Source organism: Streptomyces sp. NPDC104309 (assembly GCF_055584025.1).
In genome coordinates this window covers 1-12,946 of the sequence record NZ_JBVJMV010000064.1, presented here as the reverse complement: position 1 = coordinate 12,946, position 12,946 = coordinate 1, and the positions used below count along the sequence as shown (strand labels likewise).

Here is a 12,946-nt window from a genome sequence, read left to right as displayed (position 1 = left end):
CTCGATCCGTGACGCCAGCATCGGTTCACGCTTGAGGTATAGCCCGCACGAGCGGGAGTGACCCGATCTTGCCCCGGTCTACGACGATTGTGTCGGGGTAGAGCCCGCGCGAGCGGGACTGGTCCGTCCTGCAACGCACATACCGAGGCATGCGCCGACAGAGTCAGCGCGAGCGCCCAGCGGATCGATGCTGCTGGACGGTACGTGGAGCCCGCGCGAGCGGGAGTGCCCCGTGCCGCTGCCACTCCGCAGGCCACACCTGATTGCAGAGTCCGCGCAAGCGGAAGTGACGCGGCCCGCATGACCGGCCACTTCATCCACCCTCGATAGGGCTCGCGCGAGCGGGAGTGACGCGTTCGCCAGGGCCTGGCCGATCGTGCGACCGCCGTAGAGCCCGCGCGAGCGGGAGTGACGCGTCCTTCATGCGCTGCACGGGCCGCAGATCGGTGTAAAGCCTGCGCGAGCGGGAGTGACCCGTCGGGGAACTCGCCGTCCTGGAGCCGCTGAACGTAGAGCCCGCGCAAACGGGAGTGAGCTGATAGACCTGCGAGTTCGGGCGACACGCGGGAGCCGTGTTGAGGTCACCTCACTGAACACCTTCAGAGTGAAACAGCAGGTCACAGCCATCTTCGTATTGTGATCCTCAGTGAAATGAACGGGCGATTCCCAGATGCCTGCATCAACAATTCTCATGTCATGCCCGAAGTAACCCCGCGTCTCTCCTGCATCTAGCAGGCCATGGAGCCATCTCAAATGACACCGGAATGAGGATCGCCTATGGCCGGGAAGTGAGAGTCAGCAACTGGCGCAGTTGGGCTGGGCGAACATCAGCCGGTTCACGGTGCAGCGGATGCGGCTGGCCTACCACCGCCAGGGGCTGATGGGCCTGGTGGACAAACGCTCCCTGCGTCCCAGGTCGGCGACCGGGCGTACGGACGAGCGGATGGTGGCCGCGGTGCTGGAGGCGATGCGCCGACTGCGCGGCCGCAAGGGAACCACGGTGAAGAAGGTCATCGATCTGAGCGAACAGATCGTGGCACAGACCCACGGGCCGGGTCGAGTACCGATCCCGTCCCGGGGCACGCTGTACCGGCTGGTGAACGCGCTGTCGGATTCCGCTGAGCCACTGGGCGGTGCGGCGCGGACCGCCACCGGACCGGGGCGGGGCGGGGGCCGTCCGTGTGCTGCTCTGCGGCCCGCGGAGCGGGTCCATGTCGCCACCGCCCCTTGCGGCGTGGTGGTAATGGGTGAGAACGGCCATCCGGTCGAGGTGTCGGTGACGGGCGCGGTGGACGAAGCCACGGGCATGGTGCTGGCTGCCGTGCTGCACCCCCATGAGGCGGCCGGGGTCGAGCTGTCGGTGCTCCTGGCCGAGATGGCCGTCCCACGCCCGAGCCGGCCGCAGATGCCTTCCTCGGCGCACGGGGAGCTGATGAGGCTGGACGGCCGCGCCGGGGCGACAGCGGCGCGGCCGGCGGCTGTTCCCGAAACGCTGGTGGTCGGCCCGCGCACAGCGGCCGTCACCTCCTGGTCCCTCACCGCGTGCGAGAGCCTCGGCGTCAGTCTTGAGTCCGTTCCTGTGCGCGGCGGGAACGGGACATCACGCACACTCGGCGCGCTCGCGCGGCTGTTCGCCCGCCACGCCGCCGACCTGGACACGGGTGACGGGCACGGGCAGGAGCATCAGCAGGTGCGGGCTGCTGCCTGCTTCAGCCTGCCGCGGTTGCAGGATGTGCTGGACGAGTGGATCACCGGGGTGTGGCACACGCGGCCCCAGGAGGCCCTGCGGCATCCGCTGCTGCCCCGGGCCGTGTTGAGCCCCCATGACATGTGGCAGGTGCTGCAGGGCACGGCCGGTGCGCTTCCTCTGCCGCTGTCCGGGCAGCACTTCGCCGACCTGCTGCCGGTCAGCCGGACGGCGGTCACCGAGCTGGGCATCCGCCTGGGACGGCGTCGCTATGACCACGAGTGCCTCGACGAGCACCGTGGGCGGCCCTGCCCTGCCACGCAGGACGGCCGGTGGGAGGTGCATCACCATCCCTACGACGTGCGGCTGGTCTACATCCGGCTGCCCGACGGACTGCTGCACCCGGTTCCCTGGACCGACCACGCGCACGCGCTGCGGCCCTTCGACGCCACCGTGCAGCGCAGAATTGCCCACGTCCTCACACACCGCCCGGGCCGGCCCCAGCAGAGCGAGGACGCCGACCCGGACGTGGCCGTGGAGGGCGGCGGGCGGGACGGTGCGGAAATGCCGGTGTGCGGGACGGCCATCTCGCCGGTTGGGCCCGTACTGGACCATGACGCTGCGGGCCGACACGTGGACGGAGTCGGGCCCGGGCTGAGGATGTGGGACGCGTGGGCGGAGGCCGAGCAGTGGTGAACGCACCCGGCCGTCCGGCTCGTCCGGTGACCGCCACCGGGAGCGGCAGGCGGGTGGAGCTCGGAGCTCACGTGATGTTCCAGCACAGTACCTGGCAGGTGACCGCGGTGACTGGTGGCTCGGTGACGCTGGTCAACGAAGATGGGCAGATTACGTCGGTGCTGATCTCGTTCCTGTTCGCCGACCCTTCGTTCGCCGTGGCGGGCTCCACGGTGGCCGGTGTGCACCGGTGGGGGCTTCTGGAGACGGTCCCCGCCCGGGAGCGGGAGAGGGCCCTGGCCTGGCAGCGGCACATCCGCGAGATCGAGACCGGTCTGCCCGGCGGCCCGGCCGACGGCGGGATACCGCGCCCCGCGTACGACCCCGAGCGGAGGTCGATGGCCGAGCGGGAGCAGTCCAAGGCCGACGAGCTGGCCCAGCTGGGCTGGCCCAACGTCAGTCGGGCCACCGTGCGCCGTATGCGTGCCCGCTACCATGCCCGGGGCCTGTGGGGCCTGGTTCCCGGGCGCCGGAAGTCCTCTGCGAGGGGGACGGGGCGGGCGGACGAGCGGGTGACGGCGGCCGTGCTGGAGGCGCTGCGCCGCCAGCGGGGCCGCTCCACCGGCACGCTGAATGGCCTGCGTGCGCTGGCCGGACAGATCCTGGACGACACCCACGGGCCGGATGTGGTGGCGGTGCCGCCGCCGTCCACGTTCAACCGGCTGGTGCGGGTCCTGGCCGACCCGCTGGAGCATCCCGGCCGGCCGGCACGCACCGCCACGGCCGCCCCGTCGCGGCCCCTGACGCCGACGGTGGCGCTGCGGCCGGGCGAGCTGGTGCAGGTCGACACCACCAGGCTGGACGTGATGGCCGTCGGCGAGAACGGGCGCCCCGTACGGCCGGAGCTGACGATCGCCCTGGACGTGGCGACCCGTTCGGTGGTGGCGGCTGTGCTGCGCGAGGACAGCACCAAGGCAGTCGACGCTGCGCTGCTGCTGGCGGAGATGGCCGTGCCCCACCCGGTGCGGCCGGGATGGTCCGACCAGCTGCGCCTGGCTCACGCAGCCGTCCCCTACGACCGGCTGCTCACCCTGGACGACCGGCTGGAGCAGGCGGCAGCTCGGCCCGTGGTGGTACCGGAGACGATCGTCATCGACCGCGGGGCGATCTACGTCTCCGCCGCGTTCCTTACCGCCTGCGAGACCCTGGGCGTGAGCGTGCAGCCCGCTCCGCCCCGCTCCCCGGCCGCCAAGGGCGCGGTCGAGAGGACGTTCGGCAGCATCAACACGCTCTTCGCCCAGCACGTCGCCGGCTACACCGGTTCCCATGTCCTCGAGCGCGGTCCGGCGGTCGAGGACGAAGCACAGTTCACCGTGGCCCAGTTGCAGGATCTGCTGGACGAATGGATCACCGCATGCTGGCAGCAGCGCCCTCACGAGGGCCTGCGCCACCCTCTCCTGCCCAGGAAGGCACTGGCCCCGAACGAGATGTGGGGCGCGCTGCTGGGCGCGTCCGGATACGTGCCGCTGCCCCTGACCGGCACCGACTACCTCGAACTGCTGCCGGTGCGCTGGCACCCCGTCACCGGACGCGGCATCCGCATCAACTACCGCACCTACGACCACGCGGTGCTCAACGAGCACCGCGGCCGGCCCTCCCCCGCCGGCGTGGGCGGCAGGTGGGAGGTCCGCCTCAACCCGCACGACGTACGGCAGATCTACGTCCGGCTGCCCGACGGGCACCTGCACACGGTCCCGTGGATCCATCGCGATCACGTCCACGCCCCGATGGGCGAGACCACCTGGCGCCACATCCGTGCCGCCCTGAACCAGCGGGCGGGCAGCGAGGCGCACGAAGCCGCCCTGGCCGAGGCCGCCGACCAGGTCTTGCGCCGCGCCCGGCCCGCCGTCCCGGCACAGGCGGCACCGCCCAGGAAGGCGCCGGGCACACACACCCGACGGGCGATGCCACAGGCGGCGGGCGACCGGACGGAACCGAGCCGCCACACGGTTGGGATCGAGGACGGCCCCGCCGCGATGGAATCCCGGCACAACCCCGGGGCCCGGGACGGCACCAGCGCCGAGGAGTCCGGCACCGGCCCGCTGCCAGACCCCGCAGCCCTCGACCTGTACGACGCCGACCAGGAGGCCGAACTGTGGTGACCCCCGCCAGTCCCTCTTCCCCGGGTGCCGGGGAGACAGCGGCAGGGACGGTGACGACGTTCAACGCCTTCGCCCGTTTCGCCGCCACCACGCCCCCGACGCCACCGCAGCCGGGCCAGGCACCACGGCCGCTGGAGGAACGCCTGGCCTACCACTCGCAGTTCGTCACCGTGCGCACCCCGGCCATCGAGGCCCTGGCACGCCAGGTGCGCATGCTGATGATTCTGGGACAGCACCAGCGCGTCACCGCCCGGCCGTCGCTGATCGTCACCGGGCCAGCCACCACCGGCAAGACCACCGCGCTGCTGCAGGTGGGCCGCACCTGCCACGTCGCCCACACACGCCGCGCCGCCCCGGGCGACGACAGTGTGCCCGTGGCGTACGTGCTGGTGCCGCCCGGCGCCACCGCCAAGACGCTGGCTGCGGAGTTCGCCCGCTACCTCGGCATTCCCGTCGCCGCCCGTATGACCACCGCGCAGATCACGGCCGCCGTCTGCCACACCTACACCGCGGCCGGGGTCAAGCTCGTGCTGATCGACGAGATCCACCGGCTCAACCCGCGCACCACCAGCGGCGCCGAAGCCGCCGACTGGCTCAAAGACCTCACCGAACGCATCCCCGCCACCTTCGTCTACGCGGGCATCAACGTCACCGCCAGCGCCGTGTTCACCGGAGTACGCGGAGCGCAACTGGCCGGACGCGCCTCCCTGATCGACTGCGGGGCACTGCCCGCGCGCGCCGGCGGACGCGAACCGTTCCGCGAACTGATCACCGCCCTGGAACAAGCCCTCGACCTCACCTCGCACCGGCCCGGCACCCTGGCCAGGCTCGCGCCCTACCTGCACGAACGGACCGCGGGAAGGATCGGCAGCCTCTCCCGCCTGATCCGCCAAGCCGCCATCGAAGCCCTCCTGAACGGCCAAGAACGCATCACGAAACCACTGCTGGACTCCATCGCGCTGGACCACCTCGCCGAGGAGCACTACCGGCCCCGCACCCCAGGCCGCCGCACCCGGCCCGGCAGCCGGTGACCACCCCCGCCACGAGCCGCCCCTCGGAACGAGCCGGCACCACGTGGCCCACCCCGCCCGGCGCACTGCACGTAAGGCCACTGCCCCGCGAGGCCCTCGCCTCCTACCTGACCCGCCTCGCCGACACATACCACCTGACCACCACTCAGCTCCTCGACGGCCTGCACATCACCGCCACCGGCACCCCTGCGCCCCCGCCCGCCACCGAAATCCACCTCAGCAACGAAGCCGCCCACCGCCTGTCCGACTTCACCCGCATCCCACCCGCACACCTCGCCCGCGCCCTGCCCCGCCGGCCCCCGCCCGCCGCCATCGGCATGGCCCACACCGCCATCGCCCGCTGGCAGCCCGTCCAGCCCGCAGTGCAGCCGGTACCGGCCTGCACCGCCTGCACCACTCACCGCAGCCCGCACAAAGCCGTCCCCGCATGGGTCCACCCGGCACCGGACCTGCCCCGGGCCATGATCTGCACTCGCCACCAGCAAGCCTCAAGCGACCCCAGACACCCCACGCCCCTCGACATCCGCCCTGTCCCCGAACTCACCCACGCCCGCCTCACCACCCGCCGCCCACCAACGGCGGCCTCCCTGAGCTGGTCAACAACGATCACCACGCGCTGGTACGACCACCACCAACATCTACACCAGCGTTGGCACACCCGTCTCCGCCGGCTCACCACTGCCAATCCCCACATCCCCCAAGGCCCGGCCTCACCCACCCTGACCTGCCGGAACCTGATCACCTACCCCGAAACCCTCACCCTCGCCACAGCCCTCGACCGCCTGCCCCCACACCCCCTGACACGCACCCAGCAGACCGGCTTCCTCCACCACCTGGCCAGCCGCCTCCAACTACCCCACCTCGCACCCGCCGACCACGACCTGCTCTGGCAACGCCTCACCACCCGCTGAACAGCCCGCGCCCCCGCGCTGCCACGGCCCCAGCACCTCGGCCGACAACTCGCCGTACCTATAGGCGCGCCACTCACATTGCACAAAAGACGCCATCACGCTCAACTCACTGCGCAACACAAACAGCCAGCTCAACCCGTGTACCGCCCATCGCTGACCCCTCGGCCCCTGCGCTCACCTCCCCACGAAACGAACACACCACCCAGTACAACTGAGCAACCCCAGGCCACAACCAAGATCAATAAGCAAGAGCGTCAGCCACGCCACATCGATGCTGCCGTAGTCGTGCACGAAGGCGGCGTTGTCGCCGTGGTCGAAGAGGAATTGTTCAAGGACGTCGTCCGGCCATGCAAGGGAGGCCAGCTCGGGGGCGGCGCGACCGGCTCACCCCCGAGCAGCGCGAGGCCCTCGTACAGCTCGGGGTGGAGTGGACGTGACACCGGCCACGGCCGGTCGTTGAACCGGTCGAACGACACTGCACAGAGAGACCCCGGGCATCATCGCCCGGGGTCTCGTGCTGTCGGCGCGGTGTGCTCGTGGGTCAGACGGACTGGAGGCCGGTTGGTCACGGCACGGGGGCGGTGCCGACCGACGTCGTGCTCCCAGTCTCAGATCGCATACATCCAAACGAATCCCGAGCCCGGTCCGTCGCCCCCGCCGGTGGACGCCAGCACTATCCAGCCGTGCGTCTATAAAACTGTCTGATCTTCGACTGGCATACGGCATGGACATGTAATACGATAGCCGCAATTAAAAGCTTATGTAAACAAAGGGATTTCATGAAGAAACGTTCCATCATTGCTTTGCCCGCTATGTTGCTTGCGGGAATCATCGTCAATACCGGAACGGCCAATGCGGCGCCGACTTATATTTCCGAATGCTTTACCACGGGCGCTTACGGCATCGCGGGATATCAGTGGTCGGGAGCCGTCAACGACGAAGTTTACATAGATCTGGGCGTTAAAGATCTACTTGCGGACGGGCATCATGTGGCGGTCAGGCTTGTAACCAAGGACACTGGGGGCAGGCTGAAGTACTGGACGTGGCATCACTGGTACGAAGGAAATAACACTGGCCACACCTATTACACCACGGCGCAACTCGACAGTGGTATATCCAAGGTGGGAGTACAGGTCGGCCGTTTCGAAGGCAGTACCCTTCTAAATTCGTGCACGGGCTGGGATTAACACCTCCCCACAGATATTCACGGCCGTCCTGAGGGCTGCTGGATCAGAACCGACGTAGGGCCCGTCCTGGTGGATGGGCCCTACGTGGTCACGCCGGTCAGAACGTGACGGGTCGGCGGCGAGGTGGATCTTGGTTGTCAGGCCGCAGGCCCACAGCCTCACGAGTGCCGCCACCCCGCCGCGGCACCCGCCGGACCGCCGCTCCCCTGAAGCGCAGGGCTGCTCCGTGACACCCCGGAAGGCCAGCGCGACCGGGGCGGCGGGCTCGTCCAGCGGGACCAGCGACGCGAAGGTCCGCCGCCGCGGTGAGCGCGCGGTCGCCGCCACCTGCGTGTACCGCTCGCCGTACGCCCACCGCTCCCACAACCGGCCGTGCTCGAACGACGACATGATGCCGATCGGGGCACGGGTGAGGACGACCACCGGGGAGTCGGGCAGCAGTCGCAGCACGGTGTCCGTGGCGAAGAACAGGTTCGTCTCCTTGACCAGGTGCCGCGGCTCGCCGTACAGGTCGCTCAGCGCGCAGACCAGATGGTGGCGGCCCAGCGCGCCGAGCGCCGCGCCGCTCAGATCGACCGGTATCCGGTTGCACGGCGACAGCGGGTGCCGCCTGCCGAGCTGCTGGCGAAAGGGCTCGTTGTGCTGGGGCATCACCGGCCGCAGCGAGTCGGACAGCCAGTTCGAGCCGACGCGCTCGAACGTCCCGCGCCATCCGTTCCGCGTCCGGGCCGTACAGCCCGGCGATCTGCGCAGCGATCTCCTCGGCCGTGCCCGGGCTGGCCGATGCCGAAGCGGCGGCCGGCGGCGGAACGGACGTAGGCGGGGTGGGAACCGGCATGAACTCCTCCTGACAGGAAGGGAGCTTCCCCTCCCGCCGCAGGACCAGCAACCGGCGCACCGCCGGCCCCCGCAACGCCCGAACCGACACAGCCGGCAAAGTCCCACTCGAACCGCCCCACCCCTCCCGCAGCTGGGTTCTGCTCACCCTGATCCACACCCCTGAGCACACCAACACCCACCAGCCGAGGAGATCAGAACTCACGAAACTGAGACAGCATCACCTCCCACGCGATAACGCTCCATGACAGCAATGCTCTGCGGATCTCTCACCTTGAAGTTTCCCCGTGATCTCGGGCACGTTGTTGTTATGCCGCGAGGGCTTGGCCTTGCCGGTAGCGCAGGCGTGTCTCATGGGGCGTGAGGTAGCCCCAGTGGATGTGCTTGCGCAGGCGGCGTCTGTTGTAGAAGGTCTCGATGAAGTCGAAGATGTCGGCGCGGGCGGTGGCCCGGTCAGGCCAGAAGCGGGTGCCGGTCTCCTCTTTGAGTACGGCCCAGAAGCTTTCCCCGCGGCGAGCAATGCTCAAGATCTGTGGATCGGGGCTCGGGTGGCACGCGAGGGGCGTACCTTCCCGAGTGATCGATTGAAGGTCACCGAGTAGGCCGGCGTTCGCAGCGCCGGTCGGGAAGGCACGCCCATGCTCACCGTAGTCAACCCTGACGGTTCCACGCCAAACGGCTCCCTCATCGATGAGATCGTCCGTGAGGGCGCGAGGCGGATGTTGGCCGCCGCCTTGGAGGCGGAAGTCAACGCTTACATAGCCGAGTTGGCCGGTGCGCGGGACGAAAGCGGTCACCGCCTGGTCGTGCGCAACGGCCATCACCAGCCGCGGAAGGTCACGACCTCGGCCGGGGTCGTCGAGGTCAAGGCCCCGCGCGTGAACGACAAGCGCATCGACGAGGCCACAGGCGAACGCAAGCGGTTCTCCTCGGCGATCCTGCCGCCCTGGGCAAGGAAGTCCCCGAAGATCAGCGAGGTGCTGCCGCTGCTCTACCTGCACGGCCTGTCCTCCGGCGACTTCGTACCCGCACTCGAACAGTTCCTCGGCTCCTCGGCCGGCCTCTCGCCCGCCACCGTGACGCGGCTGACCGTCCAATGGCAGGCCGACCACAGGGCGTTCATGGACCGCGACCTGTCCACCACCGACTACGTGTACGTCTGGGCCGACGGCGTCCACCTGCGCATCCGCCTGGAGGAGGCGAAGGCCGCGGTCCTGGTGCTGATGGGCGTGCGGGCCGACGGCACGAAGGAACTGATCGCGATGACCGACGGATACCGCGAGTCGTCTGAAGCATGGGACGGGCTGCTGCGGGACTGCGCCCGCCGGGGCATGCGGGCCCCGGTCCTGGCCGTCGGCGACGGCGCACTCGGCTTCTGGAACGCACTGAACGAGGTGTTCCCCGAAACCCGCCAGCAAAGGTGCTGGGTTCACAAAACGGCCAACGTTTTGGACGCGCTGCCGAAGTCGGCCCAGCCCGCGGCCAAGCGCGCGATCCAGGAGATTTACAACGCCGAGGACAAGGAGCACGCGGCCAGGGCCGTCCGTGATTTCGAGCGGGCCTATCAGGCGAAATACCCCAAGGTCGTCAAGCGGATCACGGACGACGAGGACGAGCTGCTGGCGTTCTTCGACTTCCCTGCCGAGCACTGGATCCATCTGCGCACCACAAATCCGATCGAGTCGGCCTTCGCCACGGTCCGGTTGCGGACGAAGGTCACCAAGGGGGCCGGCAGTCGGGGAGCCGCCCTCGCCATGGTCTTCAAGCTGATCGAATCCGCGCAGGCCCGCTGGCGCGCGGTCAACGCACCCCATCTCGTGGTGCTGGTGCGGGCCGGCGCCCGTTTTGAACGCGGTCGCCTGGTCGAGCGCCCCGAGGCGGCCGCCGCGTGAATGGCCTCAACGGTGCCGATGCCCGTTCCGCCGAGGACGAGCACCAGCGTTTCGCCCGCTACCTGCATGAGCTGGCCGTCGTCCGTGACGAAGACGAAGCCGATCTGGTGACCAGAATCCTGCGCGACTCGGACACGACGATGGCGCAGTCGGCCATCATCCGCCACCTCGACCGTCGCGCGGCGCTACTGCTGACAGACGATGGGTTCACCGCCTGGGCCCGCGCGATGGCCGAGATCAGCGCGGAGCGGGAGTTCCTCGCCCGCCGTCTGTGCGAATGGACCCTGCTGCGGTCAATCGCCGTGGGCGAGCCGTGGGGCTCGGAGGAAGTCACCACAGGATCCGACTGGTTCCAGCGCAAGGCCGTCGAGACGCTACCCTCACCCGCCGTCCTCAACCTGCTCGCCGAGGCCGGAAGAACCCGACGCGTCCGCGCTGAAGCCAGTCGCCGACTACGCCAGCGACGCCACCGCGACTGACATGATCCACAGATCTTGACTATTCCTCCCTTCCCCCCCTCATCACCGTCCGACAAGGACAGCAACTCCACCTCGCCGCAACAGGAATCCGCTACAAACTGAAACCCAACCGGTAGAACGCAGGCTGCCCGCCTCCGAAAGCCAGCGCCCCAGCACATCGCCCGCACGCTCATGACCAGCAGCAACGCACCACACGTCATACCGACCGGCAACCAACTGACCCGCACCATCACCAAAGACGTCAGCACCAGATCGGCATCCGTGTCACCACCCGAATCCCCACCCACAACAGCCTGAACAGCAAAACCCCGACACCCACCAGACTGACAACACGATCACGAACCACCACCGACAAAAACCCGCAGATCATCAGGGAAGTCGGCGAGCCCGCCGCTGCGGTCCATGCCCCCGGTGTGGGCCGGCCGGATGGCTCTGTCGATATCTGTCCGCGCTTGGCCCGGTGGAACGGCTCTACGGGGGCTCGGGGGTGGTGTGCTGGAGGTGTCCAGAGGGAGCTTCTTTCGGAATTCGGATCGGACGGTGTGGCGTATGTCCACGGACCTCCTTGCCAAGCCCCTGACCGGCCGCGTGGCGGTGGTCACCGGCGCCTCCAGCGGTATCGGCGAGGCCTCGGCCGAGCACTTGGCGCGCCTGGGTGCTCGGGTCGCCGTGCTGGCCCGGCGCGCGGATCGACTGGACGGGCTGGTCGCCCGGATCGAGCGCGGCGGCGGCACCGCTCTGGCGCTGGCCGTCGACGTGACCGATGCCGCGGCGGTGCGCGCAGCCGCCGACCGGGTGGCGGCCGAACTGGGCACCGCCGACCTGGTGTTCAACAACGCGGGGGTTGGGCTGCCCGCCCCGATCGAGGCGGCCGTCGATCAGTGGCAGCGGGAGATCGATGTCAACATCACCGGGCTGATGAACGTCATCGGGGCGTTCACCCCGCAGTTGGTGAAGGCCGCCGCCGAGCGCGGGGTGGCCGATCTGATCAACACCTCCTCGAGCGCGGCGCAGAACATCTACCCCCACTTCGCCGTCTACTCCGCCACCAAGGCGTACGTGAGCTGCCTCTCGCGTCATCTGCGGGCGGAGCTGGGCGCGAAGAAGGTACGAGTGTCGGCGCTGGAGCCGGGCATCGTCGACACCGAGATTCAGAACCATGCGACGGACGAGGCGGCGCTGCGGTGGCTGACGAGCGCCAAGGAGACGATGGAGTGCCTCACGCCGCAGGACATCGCCGAGACCATCGGTTTCCTGGCCGCGCTGCCGGCGCGGGTGAACCTCCAGCAGGTCACGATCATGCCCACCGGTCAGCCCAGCTGACCCGCTGAGTGCCTGCTTCTGATCCCACCGCCAGCCGGGCGCCCTGGCAGCCGGACGACCTGCTCGGGTCATCCAACTGGCTCCAGCGGCACGACTTCGTCGCCCGCGCACCCATAACTGCTGGCGAGGAGATCACTTTCGACTATGCGATGCGGAACTACTCGGTCGACTACTTCGCCGCCCGCTGCCGGTGCGGTGCGCGCCACTGCCGTGGCCGCATCACCGGCTGGCGGGATCTACCGACCAGACGCAAAGCGGACTACCACGGCTTTGTCGCCCCCTACCTCATCGAGATCGACCACCAGGCCCGCACAGCACTGGCCGCCCGCCGGGACGGGGGTTCCCGTAGGGGTCGCCGCACAACAACGGATATGACCGGCAGGGCATCTGAGCTGCCGTGATGTGGCCGTTTGCCTGACTGGCCGTGCGAGCCGGGAGGCGACTCCCGGCTCCGCGCGACCCGGCGCAGTGCTCAGTACTGTTCGGTCTCGACGAAGCTCGCGTCCACGTCGCCGAAGGCGGCGGCAGCGGCGGTCGGGTCGAATCCGGGCGGGCTGTCCTTGAGGCCCATGCCCATGCCGGCCAGCTTCGCCTTGACCTCGTCGATCGACTTCGCACCGAAGTTACGGATGTCGAGCAGGTCCGCCTCGGAACGGGCGAGAAGCTCGCCGACCGTGTGGACGCCCTCGCGCTTGAGGCAGTTGTACGACCGGACGGTGAGCTCGAGCTCCTCGATCGGCAGTGCCAGATCGGCGGCGAGCG

13 protein-coding genes are annotated in these 12,946 nt (G+C 69.1%); 10 read left to right on the top strand and 3 right to left on the bottom strand.

All coding sequences use genetic code 11. The features are described 5' to 3' along the window. Positions 1-850 precede the first annotated feature (850 nt). The 6 genes from ACZ68L_RS42590 (at position 851) to ACZ68L_RS42565 (ending at position 7,653) form a co-directional block, all read left to right on the top strand. Complete coding sequence (locus tag ACZ68L_RS42590) at positions 851-2,383, top strand: hypothetical protein (RefSeq protein ID WP_469589172.1); 1,533 nt, start codon at positions 851-853, stop codon at positions 2,381-2,383. A 74-nt stretch (positions 2,384-2,457) separates the two neighbouring features. After that, positions 2,458-4,524, top strand: coding sequence for a Mu transposase C-terminal domain-containing protein (locus ACZ68L_RS42585; protein ID WP_469589169.1), 2,067 nt, complete (start codon positions 2,458-2,460; stop codon positions 4,522-4,524). Continuing rightward, on the top strand, positions 4,518-5,555 hold the full coding sequence (locus ACZ68L_RS42580) for a TniB family NTP-binding protein (RefSeq protein ID WP_469589167.1): 1,038 nt from the start codon (positions 4,518-4,520) through the stop codon (positions 5,553-5,555). Before ACZ68L_RS42585 ends, ACZ68L_RS42580 begins: the two co-directional genes overlap by 7 nt. Continuing rightward, positions 5,552-6,466: a TniQ family protein gene (locus ACZ68L_RS42575; protein ID WP_469589165.1), complete on the top strand. Its 915-nt coding sequence runs from the start codon at positions 5,552-5,554 to the stop codon at positions 6,464-6,466. Before ACZ68L_RS42580 ends, ACZ68L_RS42575 begins: the two co-directional genes overlap by 4 nt. Before the next feature lie 347 nt (positions 6,467-6,813). Further along, on the top strand, positions 6,814-6,903 hold the full coding sequence (locus tag ACZ68L_RS42570) for a helicase (protein ID WP_469589163.1): 90 nt from the start codon (positions 6,814-6,816) through the stop codon (positions 6,901-6,903). A 342-nt stretch (positions 6,904-7,245) separates the two neighbouring features. Then, complete coding sequence (locus ACZ68L_RS42565; RefSeq protein ID WP_469589161.1) at positions 7,246-7,653, top strand: hypothetical protein; 408 nt, start codon at positions 7,246-7,248, stop codon at positions 7,651-7,653. On the opposite strand, the gene ACZ68L_RS42560 is transcribed toward ACZ68L_RS42565, so the two are convergent. Together ACZ68L_RS42560 and ACZ68L_RS42555 are read right to left on the bottom strand one after the other, a co-directional pair. Next, positions 7,627-8,304: a hypothetical protein gene (locus ACZ68L_RS42560; protein WP_469589159.1), complete on the bottom strand. Its 678-nt coding sequence runs from the start codon at positions 8,302-8,304 to the stop codon at positions 7,627-7,629. The genes ACZ68L_RS42565 and ACZ68L_RS42560 overlap by 27 nt on opposite strands. 494 nt (positions 8,305-8,798) lie before the next feature. Next, a complete protein-coding gene (locus tag ACZ68L_RS42555; RefSeq protein WP_469589156.1) occupies positions 8,799-9,017 on the bottom strand; it encodes an IS3 family transposase in 219 nt (72 codons plus the stop codon). Positions 9,018-9,128: 111 nt separating this feature from the next. Here ACZ68L_RS42555 and ACZ68L_RS42550 point away from each other — a divergent pair, with 111 nt between their 5' ends. From ACZ68L_RS42550 to ACZ68L_RS42535, 4 genes are all read left to right on the top strand, one after another. Then, positions 9,129-10,382 (top strand): IS256 family transposase, encoded by a 1,254-nt coding sequence (locus tag ACZ68L_RS42550; protein ID WP_469589153.1) that lies wholly within the window; start codon positions 9,129-9,131, stop codon positions 10,380-10,382. Next, a complete protein-coding gene (locus ACZ68L_RS42545; RefSeq protein ID WP_469589151.1) occupies positions 10,379-10,861 on the top strand; it encodes a hypothetical protein in 483 nt (160 codons plus the stop codon). The genes ACZ68L_RS42550 and ACZ68L_RS42545 overlap by 4 nt, the downstream gene beginning before the upstream one ends. A 549-nt stretch (positions 10,862-11,410) precedes the next feature. Beyond that, a complete protein-coding gene (locus tag ACZ68L_RS42540; protein ID WP_469589149.1) occupies positions 11,411-12,184 on the top strand; it encodes an SDR family oxidoreductase in 774 nt (257 codons plus the stop codon). 8 nt (positions 12,185-12,192) lie between these two features. Continuing rightward, a complete protein-coding gene (locus ACZ68L_RS42535) occupies positions 12,193-12,585 on the top strand; it encodes a hypothetical protein (protein ID WP_469589147.1) in 393 nt (130 codons plus the stop codon). 71 nt (positions 12,586-12,656) lie between these two features. On the opposite strand, the gene ACZ68L_RS42530 is transcribed toward ACZ68L_RS42535, so the two are convergent. After that, positions 12,657-12,946: DNA-directed RNA polymerase subunit alpha C-terminal domain-containing protein (locus ACZ68L_RS42530; protein WP_469589144.1), on the bottom strand; the 290-nt coding region annotated here is incomplete at its 5' end.

Excerpts from the sequence above, each read along its gene's own strand:
- ACZ68L_RS42590 (WP_469589172.1), top strand. The coding sequence starts at position 851 with ATGCGGCTGGCCTACCACCGCCAGGGGCTGATGGGCCTGGTGGACAAA.
- ACZ68L_RS42585 (WP_469589169.1), top strand. The coding sequence starts at position 2,458 with ATGTTCCAGCACAGTACCTGGCAGGTGACCGCGGTGACTGGTGGCTCG.
- ACZ68L_RS42570 (WP_469589163.1), top strand. The coding sequence starts at position 6,814 with ATGCAAGGGAGGCCAGCTCGGGGGCGGCGCGACCGGCTCACCCCCGAG.
- ACZ68L_RS42565 (WP_469589161.1), top strand. The coding sequence starts at position 7,246 with ATGAAGAAACGTTCCATCATTGCTTTGCCCGCTATGTTGCTTGCGGGA.
- ACZ68L_RS42560 (WP_469589159.1), bottom strand. The coding sequence starts at position 8,304 with ATGCCCCAGCACAACGAGCCCTTTCGCCAGCAGCTCGGCAGGCGGCAC.
- ACZ68L_RS42550 (WP_469589153.1), top strand. The coding sequence starts at position 9,129 with ATGCTCACCGTAGTCAACCCTGACGGTTCCACGCCAAACGGCTCCCTC.
- ACZ68L_RS42540 (WP_469589149.1), top strand. The coding sequence starts at position 11,411 with ATGTCCACGGACCTCCTTGCCAAGCCCCTGACCGGCCGCGTGGCGGTG.